Source organism: Terriglobia bacterium (assembly GCA_020073205.1).
Lineage (GTDB): Bacteria > Acidobacteriota > Polarisedimenticolia > Polarisedimenticolales > JAIQFR01 > JAIQFR01.
The window spans coordinates 1-16,717 of sequence record JAIQFR010000094.1 but is presented as its reverse complement, the minus strand read 5'-3'; the positions used below and the strand labels follow the sequence as shown (position 1 = coordinate 16,717).

Sequence of the window (16,717 nt, the reverse complement as noted above, 5' to 3'; positions counted from 1 at the left end):
CTCGGTCTTCCCCACCCCGGTGGGGCCGAGGAAGACGAACGACCCGATGGGTCGGCTCGGGTTCTTGAGGCCCGCCCGGGAGCGGCGGATCGCGCGGGACAGCGCCGAGATCGCCTCCTCCTGCCCGACGATGTGCTCGTGGAGGAACGACTCCATGTTCAGGAGCTTGTCGGCCTCCTCCTCGGCGACCGACTGGATCGGGATCCCGGTCCAGCGGGCGATGACCTCCTCGACGTCGCCGCGGCCGACGTCGAGGATCCGGCTCGACTCGTCCTCGTAGCGTCGGTTCAGCTCCTCGTGGCGGCGCCTGAGCGTAACCTCCTTGTCGTGGAACGCCACCGCCTCGTCGAAGTCCTTTCGAGCCAGCGCGTTCTTCATTCCGTCCACGGCCCGCCTCAGGTCCTGCTCCGTCTTCTTGATTTCCCCGTAGGAGATGCGCTTGGCCAGCTTCACGCGGGCGCCCGCCTCGTCCAGCACGTCGATGGCCTTGTCGGGCAGGAACCGGTCGGTGATGTAACGGTTGGACTGGTAGACCGCCGCCCGGATCGCGTCGGGGGCGAATCGGACACCGTGGAATCGCTCGTACCGCTCCTTGACCCCCTCGAGGATCGTGAAGGTCTCCTCCTCGGTGGTCGGTCGAATCGTGATCGGCTGGAACCGGCGGACCAGCGCGCGGTCCTTCTCGATGTACTTGTGGTAGTCGCGCGGGGTGGTGGAGCCGATGCACTGCACCTCGCCGCGCGAAAGCGTCGGCTTGAGGATGTTCGCGGCGTCCAGCGAGCCTTCCGCCGACCCAGCTCCGATCAGCGAGTGGATCTCGTCGATGAACATGATCACGTCGTCCGAGCCGGTCAGCTCGGAGATGATCCCCTTGAGCCGCTCCTCGAACTGCCCGCGGTACTTCGTTCCCGCGACTACCAGCGAGAGGTCGAGCGCCAGGATCCGCTTGCTGAGCAGCGACGGCGGGACCTCGCCGTCGACGATGCGGGTCGCGAGACCTTCGACGATGGCGGTCTTTCCCACGCCGGGCTCGCCCAGCAGCACCGGGTTGTTCTTTCGCCGGCGCGAGAGGATCTGCACGACCCGCTCGAGCTCCGCCTCGCGGCCGATCAGAGGGTCGAACACCCGGCGTTGGGCGAGCTCCGAGAGGTCGCGGGCGAACTCGTTGAGGAACGGCGTTTCCTTCTTCTTCTTCGGGAGGGCGCGGCGCTTGACCAGGCCGACGGCGTCCTCCCGCACCGCGTAGAGACGCATCCCCCGCTCCGCCAGCATCCGCCCCGCCGGAGATTCCTCGGCCCGGAGCAGGCCGAGGAGGAGGTGCTCGGTCCCGATCTGGGGGTGCATCAGACGCTCGGCTTCCTCCTCCGCGTACTGAAGCACCTTCTTCGTGTCGTCGCCGAAAGGGATCTCGACGGAGGTCGAGAGCTTCTCGCGGCCGGGTCCCCGGCGCTCCAGCTCGGCCTGGAGGAGGTCCATCGAGACGGTCGCCCGCGCGAACAACTCGCGGGTGGTCTCCTCGCCTTCCTTGAGGAGACCCAGGAGGAGGTGTTCGGTCGCGATGACCTTACTCCCCTGCTGGCTCGCCTCGTAGCGGGCGAGGAACAGTATTCTCTTCGCCTTCTCGGTAAACTTCTCGAACATGGCCCGCGGACTCCGTCGGCGTGCGTTCCCCTCATCGAAACTATAGCACAGCGGTCCCGCGGTGCCGGACTACCCCGCGCCCTCGAAGTACTCGCGCGTCTCGAATTCGCCGAGCGATCTGAGCCGCCCGTCCTCGAGGCGCAGGATGCGATGACATTCGCGGGCGAGCCGGCCGCTGTGGGTGGCGACCACCAGCGAGAAGCCCCGCTCGGCCTGGAGCTCGCGAAGCAGCGAGAAGACCGCCCCCCCCGTGGCGGGGTCGAGATTGCCCGTCGGCTCGTCCGCGAGCACCACCGCGGGCCCCGGCGCCACCGCACGAGCGATGGCAACGCGCTGCTGCTCGCCGCCGGACAGCGCGGCGGGACGGTGGTGCAGGCGGTCCCCGAGTCCCAGACGCTCCAGAACGGATCTCGCGGTCGCCTCGCCCCCGGCAAGGCGGCGCCCGATGCGGAACGGCATCACCACGTTCTCGATCGCGGTGAATTCCGGCAGCAGGTGGTGCAGCTGGAAGACGAAACCGATCCCGCGATTCCTGTACTCGGAGATCGCCGCAGCGTCACTCACCGCGACCTCCCGTCCCCCGAAGACGAGGCGCCCCGAATCCGCGCGGTCGAGCCCGCCCAGAATGTGGAGCAGCGTCGATTTGCCGACGCCCGAGTCCCCCACCACGGCGACGGCCTCGCCCGCGGCGATCTCGAGGGTGAGACCTTTCAGGACCTCGATCCTGCGCGCCCCGCTGGGGTAGCTCTTCGCGATGCCATGGGCGGCGAGAAGCGGCTCACTCATGGCGGATCGCCTCGACCGGGTCGAGCGTCGCCGCTTTGAACGCCGGATAGATGGTCGCCAGCAGCGAGACCGCCAGGGTCAGCGCGGCCACGAACCCGGTGTCGGACCCGCGGAGGGCGAACGGGACGTGGGTGATGTAGTACACCTCCGGGTTGAGCTTGATCACCCGGAAGCGGTCCAGCCAAAAGGAGATGGCGGAGCCCGACGCGATGCCGAAGACCGCCCCGACAACGCCGATGACGAGCCCCTGCAGGACGAACACCAACGCGATCCCGCTCGGCTTCGCCCCCATGGCGGTCAGCGTCCCGATTTCCTTCATCTTGTCGGCCACCATCAGGATGAGGGTCGAGACGATGTTGAGGGATGCGACGACGACGATGAGCGCGATCGCGAGGAAGAGGATGAACTTCTCCGTGTTCAGGGCCTTCAGGAGGTCGCGGTTCTGCTCGAGCTCCATCAGGTCGACGACGAGGTAGCCGGTCCCCAGCAACCGCTTGAGGTCCGACTTGACTCGGCCGAGGTCCTTGAGATTCCGGAGCCGGATCTCGACCCAGGATGCAAGTCCGGGGGCGTCCAGCAGGCGGCGCGCCGTCTCCAGGCCCACGTAGGCGCGCTCGGCGCTCAGCGGGAACGCCTCGGAGTGGAACGTGCCCGACACCTCGAGCACGCGGCTCCTGGGAATCGGCGTGAACGGCGTCAACGACACCTTGGGGACGAGCAGGCGCACGCGGTCCCCTCTTCGCACGGCGAGCCTCGTCGCCAGCTCCTCGCCGAGGACGATGCCCTCACGCCCGCCGGCCCTGGGCGCCGCCAGCACCGCCAGCGGGTCGTCGGTGCCGTCGGCGATGACCCGGCTGTGGCGCGCCGGGTCGATCCCCTCGAGCTCGACGTATGCCGGGGAAGCCGCCTCCTCGTTCACCAGCATCGCATGCGAGAGCAGCACCGGCCCGGCCTCGTTCACTCCGTCGAGCGCCCGAACGCGCGCCGCCAGCGCCTCCGCCCCTTCGAACGACGGCTCGCCGGGCTTTAGCACCGTGAGGTGGGCGCTCCCGCTCTGGATCCTCTGGCGGATGTCCTGTTGGAATCCGGTCATCAGCGCGAGCGCGATGACGAGCGCCGCCGTCCCGACGGTCACCCCCGCCACCGAGATCAGCGAGATGACCGAGAGGAAGGTCCTCCCCCGGTGGAATCTCAGGTAACGCAGGGCGAGGTACGGCTCGTACGGGAGGCGCACTATTCCCTCACTGCGCGTCCCGCCTGCGGACGGCCGACCACTGGCCGCTGGCCGTGCCCTCACCGGAGAGGTCGTACCGGATCCAGGTTCCCCGGATCTGGGTCCCGTCGGGCGAGAGGAACCCCTCGAACTCTCCGGCGCGCCCCAGCTTCGAGTCGATGCGCTCGAGGAACACCTTCCGGTTCACCAGCGTGCCCTGGAGGCTTCCGGTCCATCCGCCGTCGAGCGCGTACGTGCCGCCGACCAGCGTGCCGGTCTGCGCGAGCACGAAGGTTCCGCGTTGATTGGCCGGCAAGAGGACGACGTCCCAGCTCCCGGCCAGAGGTCCGGCCGCTTCCGTCGCCCGGGCCTGGAGCGTCGCGAGCTGGCCCTCGAGGAGGTCCATCCGGTGCATGCGCTCCCGGATCCGCTCCACCAGCCCCCGCTCCAAGGTCAGGAAGTCCGCGCGATCGCGCTCCGCCTCGTCGAGCCGCGCCCTCAGATCCTCGATGGCGGCGGGAGCGCCGTCGTCCTCGCGACGCACCGCGGCATCGAGCGCGGCGTACAGCTCGGCGAGGTGTGCCGCCGATTGGGCGCGGTCGGCGGCGATCTTCTCGTATCGCCCCAGATCCTCCTTGAGCAGCGTCCTCTCCACGTCGAGGATCGCCGAGACCGCCTCGGCGGCGCCGGGAGCCGACGTCCGGCCCGCAGCGGAGCTCGGGAGGATCGGTGCCGGCAGCGCGAGGAGCATTCCCATCGCCATCGTCAAGACACGCCTCTTCATGGTGCCTCCCGCTGCGCTCACAGATCCGCCACCGACGCCGCGGCGTCGACCGCATGCTCCGCGGCTGCCGCACCCGCCTCGCCGGCGATCGCCCAGATCCAGAACCCCCCGATGCCGTCCTCGACGATCTCGCCGATCTCGGTGCGCCTCTCCTCCGGCGCGCCCAGCGGGGTCAGAGCCGATCTTCTTCCCGGCGGGCTCAGCGTCCGGCTCCGGCCGATCGCCGCCGCCACGCCTTCGACCGAGATCTCCCGCTCGAACTTCAGCCGCAGGCTGAGCGCGTGCCCCAGGAAGACCGGGACCGCCACGAGGCGGACCGCGAGGCGCCCGGTCTCCCAGCCGACGAGCATGGCGACCTCGCTCGCGAGACGGCGCTCGAGGCCCTCCTCCGGCCTCGCGAGCAGGCTCTGGGGAATGAGATTGAACGCGAGTTGTTGGCCGAAGATCGATTTCGGGGTCTTTTCGAAGCGGAGGAGGCGCAGGATCTGCTCCCGCAGCTCCTCGATCCCTTCCTCGCCGAAATCCGCTGCGGGTCTCATCACGGTCGCCGCCGCTTCGAGGACGCCGAGCGCCAGCTGCAGCGGGCGGAGGATCTCCGCGATCACCGCGGCGATCGGGTGGGGCGTGGCCAGGACGCTCCCGGGCGCCGACGCCGGGCGGGAGGCGTCCCCCGGATGAACGAGGCGCGTTCCCTCGTGGCCGACGCTCCGGCCGGTGAGGTCGATCACGGTCGCCGCGCGGCCGGGCATCTTCACGATCCGGTCGGCGGCTTCGGAGAACTCGCAGACGAATACGACGTCGTGCCGCGCGATCGCTTCGAGGTCCGGCTCCTGGATCAGCCGGGCCTCCCCGGCGTACTCGCTCAGGACCGCCTCGCCGCGGGAGGTGCCGTATAGCCGCACCCGGGATCCGGGGAGCCCCCGCCGCGCCAGCGCCGCGCGGAGCCTCCCGCCGTCGGCGGTCGCCGCTCCGACGACCGCGACTCTGGCGGTGCCGGTCGAGGACGGAGGGCGAGCCGCCCTAAGCATCCTTCGCCTCGACGGCGTCGGCCCCGCTCTTGACCGATCTTCGCCCTCGGAGTCGCCCGACCCAACCCCAGAGGTAGGCCAAAGGGCCGGACAGAAGGTAGGCGCCGGAAATCGTCGGCAGCGCCTCCTTGGGGTGGGTCAGGACCGCCACGAGCGCCGCGGCGATCGGGAGCACCCCGATGTACGATCGACGGTTGCGAAGGTCGAAGTCCTTGAACGACCTGTAACGGAGCCGGCTCACCATCAGCAAGGCCACCGCGGATGCGAGGACCGCCAGCGTCGCGGAGACCGCACGGCTCTCGATGGGGCCCGGGAACGCGAACGCGACCGAGGCGAGCACGGCCGCCGCCGGGGGCGAGGGGAAGCCCACGAAATAGCGCTTGTCGGACGCGGCATGCTGGAGGTTAAAGCGCGCGAGGCGCGTCGCCGCGCAGACGACGTACAGGAACGCGATGAGCCAGCCGGTCCTGTGGAACGGCACCAGCGCCCATCGGTAGGCGAGGAACGCCGGCGCCACCCCGAACGACACGATGTCGGCCAGCGAGTCGAACTGGATCCCGAACTCCGAGGTGCTCCCGGTCAGGCGGGCGATCCGCCCGTCGAGGCCGTCCAGGGTCGCCGCAACGATGATCAGGATCGCGGCGAGGTCGAACCGTCCCTGCGAGGACTCCACGAGGCTGAAGAACCCGCAGAAGAGGTTCCCGACGGTAAAGCAGGTCGGCAGCAGGTAAATCCCTCGCCTGAGCCGTCGGTTCTCGCGCATCGCTCTCCCGTCGAACCTCCTCGCGCTCCAGCGAGGGAACTATACAGGAAACGGCTCCTGGGCGGCCCCGCGGGCGGTCGGGCCGCCGGGGTCAGGCGAGGCGCGCGATGACCGTCTCGCCTCCGACGACGCGGTCTCCGAAGCGGACGGCGGGCGCAGCGCCCTTCGGGAGATCCACGTCCACGCGCGAGCCGAATCGGATCAGGCCGATCCTCTCTCCGGCGTCGACGGCGCGCCCCGGCGCCGTCCGGCACACGATCCGGCGAGCGATCAGCCCTGCGACCAGAGTGAAACGGACCGTCGCCCCTCCCCGGTCCACCACGAGCGAGGTCCGCTCGTTGTGCTCCGACGCGTCGTCCCGGAACGCCGCCAGGAATCGTCCCGCGACGTGCTCGACGGAGGCGACTCTCCCTGCCGCGGGGCTCCGGCAGACGTGCACGTCGAAGACGTTCATGAAGATCGAAATCCGCTGTTCTCCGGCGACGATGATCCGACCGTCCGCCGGGCTCAAGAGCGCTTCGGGATCGGTCGGCGGCCGACGCTCCGGGTCGCGGAAGAACCAGAGCGTGAACGCGAGCAGGACGACCGGCACGGAAGCCGTCCAGGGACGGAGGAGCGCCGCCGTCACCCCGAGCACGACGAGCGCCACGGCGAACGGGATCACGTCCCTGTCGAGCCTCATGCCCCGGAGTCCCGCCGCTCGACCCGAATCCTCTCCTCCATCTGGTCCTTCATGGCCAGCTTCAGCTTCTTGAGCCGGATCTCCTCGAGCTTCTCCACCTCGGTGGGATATCGCAGGCCGCGCAGCTCCTCGAGGCGGCGGTCGTACTCCTGGTGCTTCTGCGCAAGGCGACGATAGCCCTCGTCGTCGCGCGAGAGGCGTTCCCTGACCGCATCGTTTGACTCCATGGGGCCTCCCGGTCGATCGCTCGGCGTGGGCGCGTCGGTCGCCGGCCGCGTCCCCTCGGCCGCGCCGGACGTGGCCCGAACGGATATTAGAGATCCACCGCCATCAGTATGGCGTCTTCGTGGGTGTCGCGGTAGTACCCCTTCCGCCGGCCCACCACCTCGAACCCGAACGCGGCGTAGAGGGCGCGAGCGGACCGGTTCGACGGACGAACCTCGAGGGTTGCCTCGGTGCACTGAACGGAGCGGCCGTAGTCGAGAATCCAACGGAGCAGCGCTGAGCCGTGGCCCTTCCTCCGAACCGCGGCGCCGACGGCGATGTTGTTGATCTTGAGCTCGTCGTCCACCACCCACACGCAGGCGAACGCGACGACCGAACCGCCCCGCCGCATCACGAAGTTCCGTGCGTAGGGGTTGGCCTGGAGCTCGAAAAGGAAGCTCTCGCGGCTCCACGGGACGCTGAACGACGCCTCCTCGATCGCGAGGACCTCGTCGAGGTCGGACGGACGCATCGGGGACACCGCTGCGACTTCGCCCTCACCTTCGCCCGCCGTTCGCGTCATCGAGCGACTTCCGCGTCGGGCGGACGCACGTAGAGCGGCGAAAGGCCATCCCCGTCCTCCGCCCCCGCCGCGAGGCGGAGGAGCGCGAGGCGTCCCGCCGCTGCGGCCACCGAGGTCGGCGTGCGCCTCGCCGCGCCTCGCCAGCCTGCCGCGCGGAGCGCGGAGGCGGACGCGTCGGCGCCGGGTCCGAAGATCACCGGCTGGCCGGCGCCGCCCTCGAGGGCCTTGTTGGGGGGACCCAGCCAGGGTGGCACGATCTCCCGGGGTGGGGAGGAGTCCGCGTCGAATCGCGCCCCATACACCTCGCCCCGGCCGGCGGAGAGCAACGGGACCCTTTCGAAGCCCGCTGGACCGAGCGCTTCGGCGAGCGCCTCGAGCGTCCCGATGCCGAGACAGGGGCGGGATGAGGCGAGACCGAGCCCGCGGATCGTCCCGAGACCCACCCTGAGCCCCGTGAACGACCCGGGACCACGGGTCGCCGCGTAGGCGTCGAGGTCGGACCGCATCCAACCCGTCACGCCGAGAAGCTCGTCGAGCTGCGCCAGGGCGTGCACGGCATGCGAGTCGCAGACGAGAATGCCGGACTCCGCCACGAGCCGCAGTTCCCCGGTCGGCTCCGCCTCGAGAAGGGCCACCCCTTCCCACCAGGTCGAGGTGTCCAGGGCGGCGACGCGAGTCACGGCCGTGTCACGCCCCGATCGGCCTGCGCCTTCTCGAGAAACGCCAGCAGGTCCTCCTCGCCGCCCACCCAGTCCGCGTCCAACGCCACGCCGATCTCAAATCGCTCCGCGGGCCGATCCGCGGGCTCCACGTCGACCGCCTCCGCCACCGCCTCGGGAATCTCCTCCAGGCGCACGACGCGGCCGCGCATCCTGACCGGCTCGGCACCGGCATCTTCACGTCCGGCGGCGAGGCGGATCTCGATCTCCTCCCCGACCTCGAGCGGCTCGGGGCTGCCGAACACGATCCCGCGCCGACAGAGGTTGCGCGGCACGGCGCCGAAGTCCCGCGGCGAGAGCACCTCGACCTCGACTCGGTCGGGGTCGAGGTCGAACCTGAGGAATCTGCGGCGCTCCGGCTGGTAGGCCTGTACCGAGTTCTTTCCTTCGGCCTTCGCGCGGTAGAGCGCCTGGGCGGCCCGCGCCAGGAGCGCCTCCGGAGCCGCCGCGTCGTCCGGATAGCACGCGATCCCCGCCGAGAGCGTGAGACCCACCGGTCGCCCGCCCGCTTCCCGGCGCGAGAAATGGGACTCGACCTCCCAGCGGAAGCGCTCCGCGACCAGGAGCGCGCCGTTGCGATCGGTCTCGGGGAGGATCAGCGCCATCTCGTCCTCGCCGGGGCGTGCGGCGAGATCGATGTCGCGAACCTTGTTGTGCAGGAGGATGCCGACCTCCCTGAGGAGGCGATCGCCCACCAGCTCGCCGAACTCGCGGTTGACCCGCGAAAAGTCGTCGAGGTCGAACAACGCGATCGGCACGGAGAGACCATATCGCTTCGCACGACGCAGCTCGTTCTGGAGCGCTCCGCGGAACGCGCGATCGGTCGCGAGGCCGGTCAGGGAGTCGACGGAGGCGGCCCGAGGCCGCGCCTCGAACATCTCGAGGTCGATGAGCACCGGCTGGACCAGCCTCCGGTTGATGTTCACGAAGTAGTCCAGGAGCGCGACCCGTAGTCCGGGGTCCCGCCCCATCGCGCTGGCCATCGTCTCGCGGTGAGCGAGGATCGACTCCCAATGACCTCTCGCCTGCGTGTCCTCGAACGCGAGGTGGGTCAGGATGAGGAGCAGCGCCGCGTGCGCGGAGATCCCGCTCTCACGGGACAGGGTGTCGAGCCTCGCCAGGAGCCTCTCGGCGTTGTGGGCGTCTTCCGCGAGAACGGAGAGGAGCTCGCCGCGCAGCCGGCCGGACTCCTCGTGCGTGATCACCGCCCGGTTCCCCGCGCCGCGCGGAGGGGTTGACGCACCGCGGCGGCCTGCACCAGGAGGCACTCCTCCGGCACGGGCTGGTCGAACGCCACGCCGATCCGGAACCCAAGGGCGGCGGACGGCCTCGGCTCGACCCGCACCACCCGACCGCGAACGACCCAGTCGCCGTCCGCCGTGTCGCCGGCCTTTCGCCCCATGACGAGGACGACCGACGACGCCGGGAGCACCGGCTCGGCGGTCTCGAGGAGCATGCCGCTCCGGCTCAGGTTCAGCGCCATCGCGGGCCGGCCAGCGCCCACCTCCCCCGATTCCATCAGGACGCGCGTCTCCGGCCGCGCGGGGTACCGCACCCAGCGCCGCCGCTCCCGGTGGTACAGGGTGATCCGGTTCTTCCCACCGCGCTTCGCGAGGTACAGCGCTTCGTCCGCCCGCGCCACGAGCGAATCGGGCTCGAGGCCGTCCTCGGGGTACGCGGCGATGCCGCCGGAGAGGGTCATCGGCACCTTCCGCCCACTGGTCGCCTCCTCGCGGAACGACACCTCGATCCTCTCCCGAATCCTGCCCGCGACCGCGTAGGCTCCCAGCCGCTCGGTCTCGGGGAGGATCACGGCGATCTCTTCCCCCCCGTAGCGGCAGGCGACGTCGGCCTCTCGGATCGAGCGCCGGACGAGGCGGGCCACCCGCTGCAAGACCACGTCGCCGAAGAGGTGTCCGTACAGGTCGTTGACCTGCTTGAAGTCGTCCAGATCCAACATGGCGAGGGACAGGCAGAGCCCGTAGCGGCGACCGCGCCGGACCTCCCGATCCAGGGATTCGCGGAAGGCCCTGCGATTGTAGAGTCGCGTCAGGGAGTCGGTGGCCGCCGAGCGCTCCGTCCGCTCGAACTCCGACATCTCCACGATCTTCGGGTTGACGAGCCGCCGGTCCACGTTGGAGAGGTAGTCCACCGCGGCGACCCTGAGCCCCGGGTCCCGGCCGAGCGCCCGCCCCATCGTCTCGCGGTGCTTCAGCACGTCCCCGAGGAGGGCTTCGGCTTCGTTCTCGGGGAGATCCAGGTGCGCCAGAAGGCGCACGGCCTCGGCGAAGGCCTGTACCTCGTCGAGATTGCGGAGTTCCCGGAGGCGGTTCATGAACCGGCCCGCGTCGGGATGATCCCCCTTCAGAAGAGCCAGGAGCCTCTGACGAGTGCGTTCCGCTACGCGTTGCGCCGCCAATGCCACACTCCCGCCCCAAGGCCGGTCCCGAACGGTCCGTCGGGCCGTGCTCCCCGGCCGCGCGAATCGTAGCATGGCGCCGCGAAATCGTGTCAATGGCCGTACGGAAGGCCGGCGGCCGCGCGTTCGGTCTGCAGCATGAGGCCCCATCGTGTAGCATGGGTGGGCGGAAACCCGAGGAGCGCTCGCGACGTATAAGACTTCCTGGGCCGGGATCGCCCGGTCGACGCCTGAGGAGCAAGGGGTACTCGCGTTGAGGTCCACCGTGAAGGCTCTCCGCCCGAGAGGCACACCCGCTGCCGGGACCGAAGACACGAGGCCGGACGAGGCACTCGTCGACCTCGCGCTCTGCGGGGAGCGTGAGGCCTTCGAGGCTCTGGTGCGGCGCCACCAGAAGCCGCTGCTCAACTACCTCCACCGGCTCACCGGAGTCCGGGACGGCGCCATGGACCTCGCCCAGGAGGTCTTCATCAAGGTCTACGTTTCCCTGGCGTCCTTCGACTCGCAGTACCGCTTCACGACCTGGCTCTACCGGATCGCCTCGAATTGCGCGATCGACCACATGAGAAAGAAGCAGATCCGCACCTTGGCCATCGAGCCGGAGCCGGGAGACGGCGATCGGATCGCGGCGGACGCCGGCCTCTGCGGTCACGATCCGACCCCTCACGAGGTGCTCCGCCTGCGCGAGATCGAGAGGAGGCTCGACGCCGCCATCGCCGCCCTTCCAGTGGCCTACCGGCAGCTCATCCTGCTGCGTCACCGTCAGCACTGCCGGTACGACGAGATCGCGAGGATTACCCGGCTCCCGATCGGGACGGTGAAGAACAGGATCTTCCGAGCGAGGGAGATGCTCAAGGGCCAGCTCTCCGACGTTCTGGAACGGGGGCTGTGACGTGAAGACCTGCGAGCGACTCCGTCCCCTGCTGTCGAGATTCGCCGAGGGGGAGGCGAGCCCGGCGGAGGCTCTGGGCGTCGCCCGCCATATCGTGGGCTGCACCGCGTGCAAGATCGTCCTCGCTCGCGAACGACGTCTCCACGAGGCGCTCGAAGGACTCCGCGACCCCGTTTCAGTGGACGACGAATTCTCCAGGCTCGTGATGGCGGCGCTCCCGGCGAGCCCGCCGTCGAAGCCCTCGCTCGCGCGGCGACGCGGCCTCCGGTTGGCCGGACTGCTCGCCGTCGGCGTCGCCGGCGGCGCCCTCGCGGTCCGCCTGTTCGGCCTCGCCACCGTACCCGAGCCCCTGAGGCTCGTGTCCCGGCTGGATCTCGACGGTGGCTCCCAGGTCCTCGACGGCCTCGCGCGGCTCGCGTGCGCCGCCGCGGCTCTCTTGTGCAGGATCGCCGCTGGGGTTTCTCCCCCGATGCGCCCGGCCGGGAGCGGAGTCCACCTGGCGGTGCCCCCGATCCTCGCCGGTCTCGCCCTGCTGACGGCCGGGACGTTCCTCGCGGTCACGACCTGGGCCGTCGGCCGGAAGCCGCGTGGAGTGCGGGGCCCCGGACGTTCCGAACGGGAGCGGGAATCCCTGAGACGTCACTGAGGCCGCGAGAGCCCCAGCCTCCCCTTCCGTCGCTCCAGCTCTTCGATGCCGATGCCGAGCCTCTTGGCGGCCGCCGCGGAGTCCCCCTCCGAGTCGACGAGGGCGCGACGCACGGCGTGGCGCTCGAACGCTTCGAGCCCCTGCGCGAGGCTCGCGAATTCCCTGTAGAGATCCTCGGCGGGCATTCCCGACCCTCCGAGGTCCTCCGGAAGGTCGGCGGCTTCCACCACTTCACCCGGCGCGAGCAGCAGCAGCCGCTCGATCAGGTTGCGCAGCTCGCGGACGTTGCCGGGCCAATCCCAGCTCGTGAGCGCCGCGAGGCACCTCGGAGCGAACCGCTTCTCGCGACGCCCGTATTCCCGCGCTAGCCCTCGCATGAAGCGCTCCGCGAGCAGGGGAACGTCCTCGCGACGGTCACGGAGCGCGGGGATCCGGATCCGGACCACGTCGAGCCGCTCCCTGAGGGACGGCTCGACCTCGAGCGGATCCGGACCGGTGCTGGCGAGCCAGCGGACGTCCGGTGCCCCGGCGATTCGCCCGTCCACCCGAGGGGCCAGCCTCGCCTGGAGCGCCGGGTCGAGCCGCTCCACGCTCTCGAGGAAGAGCGTCCCCCGATCGGCGAGGGCGAGCCTGCCGGCGCTCCCGGCCGCGCCGAAGAGCGCCTCGCCGGCTGCGTCCCGGTCCAGGGCGGCGCAGGGGACGTGGACGAACGCCTCCCCCGCCCGCCGGCCCCCGGAGTGGATCCCGCGGGCGACGGTTTCCCGCCCCGTCCCGCGCTCCCCGCAGACGAGGACCGGCGCCTCCGACGCGGCCGCGGCGGCGACGTCCGCGCGGAGCTGCGCGGCCGCCGGACTCACGCCGAGGACCTCCGTGTCGAGGACCAGCTGCTCGAGGAGCCGGCGGTTCCGCTGCTCCAGCCTCCTCTGCCGTAGCGCGTTCCGAAGCACGAGGAGCGTCCTCTCCAGAGAGAGCGGCTTCTCCACGAAGTCGAACGCGCCGACCTTCGTTGCGCGTACCGCGGTCTCGATGTTCCCGTGACCGGAGATCATCACGACCTCGGCGTCGTGCCGGCGTTCCCTGAGCCGCACGAGCGTCTCGAGACCGTCGATCCCGGGAAGCCAGACGTCGAGCAGCACCGCGTCGAACGCGCCGGTCTCGAACGCCTCGAGCCCTTCCTCGCCGGACGCCGCCGCGACCACGGCGTAGCCCTCGTCCCGGAGGATCGCCTCCAGCGCCGCGCGCACGCCCGGCTCGTCGTCCACCACCAGGATCCTCTCTGGGTCCACTTCGCACCTCAGGCCGGGATCTCGATCACGAACCGGGCCCCGCGCGGGCGGTTGTCTTCGACGCGAATGCTCCCCTGATGGTCCGTGACGACCCGGTGGACGATGGCGAGCCCGAGTCCGGTTCCCCGGCGCTTGGTGGAGAAGTAAGGCAGGAACAGCCGGTCGCGGTCGCCGGGCGGGATGCCGGGCCCCGTGTCCGCCACTTCGACGCGCAGGGATCCCGGGCCCGCGTATCGCCGGGCGGTGATCCGGACCGTTCCGCTCTGGTCCATGGCCGTCAGCGCGTTGTCGATCAGATTGATCAGCGCTCGCCGCAACTGCTCGCCGTCGACGCGGACCAGCCCGAGGTCTCGGGACGTCTCGACCTCCCATCGAATGCCCTGGACGCCGCGGTACAGCGCCAGAACCGCGTCGATGACCGCGCGGAACTCCACCGGCCGCGGCACCGGCTCGGGCATCCGCGCGAAGCGGGAGAACTCGTCCACGAGGTTCTTGAGCGCCCCCACCTCCCGCTCGACGGTGGCAGTGGCGTCCGCAACGACCTCGGGGAGGTCCTCTGCCCCCTCCTGGAACTTTTTTCGTAGCCGCTGCGCGGCGAGCTGGATCGGCGTCAGCGGATTCTTGATCTCATGGGCGAGCCTGCGGGCCACCTCGCTCCAGGCGGCGGCGCGCTGCGCTCGCAGAAGCTCGGTCAGGTCCTCGACCATGACCAGCGTCCCGAGCTCCTCTCCCTGCCCACCGCGGAGAGGCGCGCTCTGGAACGAGACCGACACCCTCTGCCGGTTGTGGACCAGATCGAGGTCCCGCCGGTGGCTGTCTCCTGGCCGCCGGGCGACCTCTTCCATGAGCTCGGAGAGCGACTCGAGCCCGGGCTCCACGAGCTTCCCTCGGAAATCGTCTCCCGGGGCGAGATCGAGGCCGAGGATGTCCCGGGATGCGGGATTGGCGGTGGTCACCCGGCCTCCAGGATCCAGGGAGACGACGGCCGAGGAGAGGTTCGCGACCAAGGTCTCGATGTAGCGTCGCCGCTCGTCCAGCGCTTCGTTCGAGCGGCGCAGATCGGCGGTGGACCGGGTGATCACCTCGCGGCTCTCCTGGAGCTGCGCGGCCATGTCGTTGAACGCGTCCACGAGCATTCCGACCTCGTCCCCCGCTTCGGCTCGCACCCTTACCCCGAGATTCCCCCCCGAGATCTCCCGCGCGGCGGCCGCGAGCTCCTGGATCGGCTCCGTGATCCGGCGGGAGAGATAGAAGCCGATCCACGTCGCGACGAAGACCGTGCCGAGGAGGATCAAGCCCATCAGCGCCCGGTACAGACGGACGAGATCGCGCCGCTGGATCCGGAACCGGCGGTACTTGTCGGCGCCGGAGGTGATCTGCTCCATCCGGCCCGCCAGGTTCCTCGACAGGAACGTCCCGACGACCAGCGCTCCACGAGGGCGGCCGATCTCCCCCGGCGCGAGGGGTAACGGGGCCGCGGCCTGAACGAGGAGCCCTCCGCCGACGGTGTCGACACCGGTCGCCGAGCCGTTCCCGGCGACGGCTCGCGACGCGAGCGCCCGGGACAGTGCAACGACGCTCTCGACGGGGGTCCCCGACGCCAGAAGCTCCGGGTCGATCGCTCGCGCCACGGGCGTATCGCCGGACAGGACGACCACGAGGTCCAACGACTCGCGGCCGAGCCAGCGGCCCGCGAGCGCGGCGACGTCGGCGCGGCGCGCCTCGTCCGCGATCCCGATCCGGCCCGCCTCGGCGGCCGCCTCCACCGCTAGCTGGCGGCACTGCCCCTTCATCGCCTCCGTCCAACCGTCGACGATCTCCCGCGCGCCGCGTGTCACGTCCTCCACGGGCGTCCGCACCATCGCCTCCACGGTGGATCGGATCACCGCGGCTGATCCGTAGAACAGCACCAGCGCGGGGAGCAGGACGAACGCGAGGAAGAAGAAGACGAGCTTGGTGCGGAGCTTCGACCCGAGGATTCCGCGCTTGCGGTCCAGGATCAGGCGGACGAGGTTTCGGATCAACACGCCCGCGAGACCGAGGGCCAGGACCACGATGGCCATGACCAGGACGGGAAGGACCAGTTGGTTCGCCGCGAAGTCTTCCTCCGCGGCGGAGAAGCGCTGGATTCCCAACCAGATGCCGGCGATGGTCACCAGCAGGAGCGCCGCCAGCGCCATCCATCGGGCCGTTCTCTTGGTCAGCGCCATCCCGGCGCTCCTCAGCCCACGAGGGGGAGTTCGCCCCCGCTGACCGTCCCCGGAACCTCCTCGGACCACGGCGCGAGGAACCAGCAGTCGGTGCGCTCGAGGATTCGCCGCGCGAGGCGGCCGTGGAGATCGTGTCCGGCCCGGTACGCGACCACGTGCCCCCGAAGCGGCCGGCCGAGGAGCGAGAGGTCCCCGGTGAGGTCGAGCATCTTGTGGCGCACGAACTCGTCCGGGAACCTGAGCCCTCCTTCGTTGAGGAGGCCGTTGGCCCCGACCACCACAGCGTTCTCCAGCGATCCGCCCCGCGCGAGCCCCGCCTTGCGCAGCGCCTCCACTTCCCCTTCGAACGTGAAGGTCCTGGCCGGAGAGAGCTTCTCGGCGAAGGCGTCCGCCCCCCAGATGCTGAGGGTGAGCTCCTGGTACCCCAGCCCCGGGTGGGGGAACTCGATGGCGTACGTGACCCGGTATTCGCGACACGGGTAGACGCCGATCCGCTTCTCGTCGAGGGTCACGACCACGGGACGGACCACGGTCAGGTAAAGTCTCGGAACCGGATGCTCGACGGTGCCTGCGGCGAGGATCGCCTCCACGAAGGGGCGCGACGAACCATCGAGGATGGGCACCTCCGGCCCATCGATCTCGACGCGGAGATCGTCCACCTGCAGCGCGTACAGCGCCGCCATCAGATGCTCCACCGTGCTGACCGCGACGCCGTCCTTCTGCAGGACCGTGGCGTAGAAACTCGGACCCGTGTGATCGAGGGTCGCAGGGATCTCGACCTCCGGGTGATCGGTGCGCAAGAAGAGGATGCCCGCTCCCGCCTCGGCGGGAAGGAGCCTCATTCGGACCTTGGCGCCGGAG

General features: G+C 70.3%; 17 protein-coding genes. 2 read left to right on the top strand and 15 right to left on the bottom strand.

Annotation, left to right across the window (positions count from 1 at the left end; genetic code table 11):
• From LAO51_16165 to LAO51_16110, 12 genes are all read right to left on the bottom strand, one after another.
• On the bottom strand, positions 1–1,641 hold a 1,641-nt coding region (locus LAO51_16165; GenBank protein ID MBZ5640281.1), incomplete at its 3' end, for an ATP-dependent Clp protease ATP-binding subunit.
• Positions 1,642–1,710: 69 nt separating this feature from the next.
• Positions 1,711–2,427: an ABC transporter ATP-binding protein gene (locus LAO51_16160; GenBank protein ID MBZ5640280.1), complete on the bottom strand. Its 717-nt coding sequence runs from the start codon at positions 2,425–2,427 to the stop codon at positions 1,711–1,713.
• The gene (locus LAO51_16155) at positions 2,420–3,661 is read right to left on the bottom strand and encodes an ABC transporter permease (GenBank protein MBZ5640279.1); all 1,242 of its coding nucleotides are present in this window, start codon (positions 3,659–3,661) and stop codon (positions 2,420–2,422) included. The genes LAO51_16160 and LAO51_16155 overlap by 8 nt, the downstream gene beginning before the upstream one ends.
• 7 nt (positions 3,662–3,668) lie before the next feature.
• Positions 3,669–4,424, bottom strand: a complete 756-nt coding sequence (locus LAO51_16150) for a hypothetical protein (protein MBZ5640278.1) — start codon at positions 4,422–4,424, stop codon at positions 3,669–3,671.
• A gap of 17 nt (positions 4,425–4,441) precedes the next feature.
• Positions 4,442–5,452, bottom strand: coding sequence for a hypothetical protein (locus LAO51_16145; GenBank protein MBZ5640277.1), 1,011 nt, complete (start codon positions 5,450–5,452; stop codon positions 4,442–4,444).
• Positions 5,445–6,215 (bottom strand): CDP-diacylglycerol--serine O-phosphatidyltransferase, encoded by a 771-nt coding sequence (gene pssA / locus LAO51_16140; protein ID MBZ5640276.1) that lies wholly within the window; start codon positions 6,213–6,215, stop codon positions 5,445–5,447. The genes LAO51_16145 and pssA overlap by 8 nt, the downstream gene beginning before the upstream one ends.
• A 91-nt stretch (positions 6,216–6,306) precedes the next feature.
• Entirely contained in the window at positions 6,307–6,897 is a 591-nt protein-coding gene (locus tag LAO51_16135) for a phosphatidylserine decarboxylase (GenBank protein ID MBZ5640275.1), read from the bottom strand.
• Positions 6,894–7,124 carry a hypothetical protein gene (locus tag LAO51_16130; protein ID MBZ5640274.1) on the bottom strand — a complete coding sequence of 77 codons (231 nt, stop codon included), beginning with the start codon at positions 7,122–7,124 and terminating at the stop codon, positions 6,894–6,896. Before LAO51_16130 ends, LAO51_16135 begins: the two co-directional genes overlap by 4 nt.
• An 86-nt stretch (positions 7,125–7,210) precedes the next feature.
• Complete coding sequence (gene rimI, locus LAO51_16125; protein ID MBZ5640273.1) at positions 7,211–7,633, bottom strand: ribosomal protein S18-alanine N-acetyltransferase; 423 nt, start codon at positions 7,631–7,633, stop codon at positions 7,211–7,213.
• Positions 7,634–7,680: 47 nt separating this feature from the next.
• The gene (gene tsaB, locus LAO51_16120) at positions 7,681–8,364 is read right to left on the bottom strand and encodes a tRNA (adenosine(37)-N6)-threonylcarbamoyltransferase complex dimerization subunit type 1 TsaB (GenBank protein ID MBZ5640272.1); all 684 of its coding nucleotides are present in this window, start codon (positions 8,362–8,364) and stop codon (positions 7,681–7,683) included.
• Complete coding sequence (locus LAO51_16115; protein ID MBZ5640271.1) at positions 8,361–9,608, bottom strand: GGDEF domain-containing protein; 1,248 nt, start codon at positions 9,606–9,608, stop codon at positions 8,361–8,363. Before LAO51_16115 ends, tsaB begins: the two co-directional genes overlap by 4 nt.
• Complete coding sequence (locus LAO51_16110) at positions 9,605–10,738, bottom strand: GGDEF domain-containing protein (GenBank protein MBZ5640270.1); 1,134 nt, start codon at positions 10,736–10,738, stop codon at positions 9,605–9,607. Before LAO51_16110 ends, LAO51_16115 begins: the two co-directional genes overlap by 4 nt.
• Positions 10,739–11,087: 349 nt before the next feature.
• Between LAO51_16110 and LAO51_16105 the strand changes: the two genes are divergently transcribed.
• Positions 11,088–11,714, top strand: coding sequence for a sigma-70 family RNA polymerase sigma factor (locus LAO51_16105; protein MBZ5640269.1), 627 nt, complete (start codon positions 11,088–11,090; stop codon positions 11,712–11,714).
• A gap of 1 nt (position 11,715) precedes the next feature.
• Positions 11,716–12,360 carry a zf-HC2 domain-containing protein gene (locus LAO51_16100; protein ID MBZ5640268.1) on the top strand — a complete coding sequence of 215 codons (645 nt, stop codon included), beginning with the start codon at positions 11,716–11,718 and terminating at the stop codon, positions 12,358–12,360.
• On the opposite strand, the gene LAO51_16095 is transcribed toward LAO51_16100, so the two are convergent.
• The 3 genes from LAO51_16095 to lpxC all read right to left on the bottom strand — a co-directional run.
• Positions 12,354–13,646 carry a sigma-54 dependent transcriptional regulator gene (locus tag LAO51_16095; GenBank protein ID MBZ5640267.1) on the bottom strand — a complete coding sequence of 431 codons (1,293 nt, stop codon included), beginning with the start codon at positions 13,644–13,646 and terminating at the stop codon, positions 12,354–12,356. The two genes, LAO51_16100 and LAO51_16095, sit on opposite strands and share 7 nt — an antisense overlap.
• A gap of 8 nt (positions 13,647–13,654) precedes the next feature.
• On the bottom strand, positions 13,655–15,856 hold the full coding sequence (locus LAO51_16090) for a HAMP domain-containing protein (protein ID MBZ5640266.1): 2,202 nt from the start codon (positions 15,854–15,856) through the stop codon (positions 13,655–13,657).
• A gap of 11 nt (positions 15,857–15,867) precedes the next feature.
• On the bottom strand, positions 15,868–16,717 hold an 850-nt coding region (gene lpxC / locus LAO51_16085; protein MBZ5640265.1), incomplete at its 5' end, for a UDP-3-O-acyl-N-acetylglucosamine deacetylase.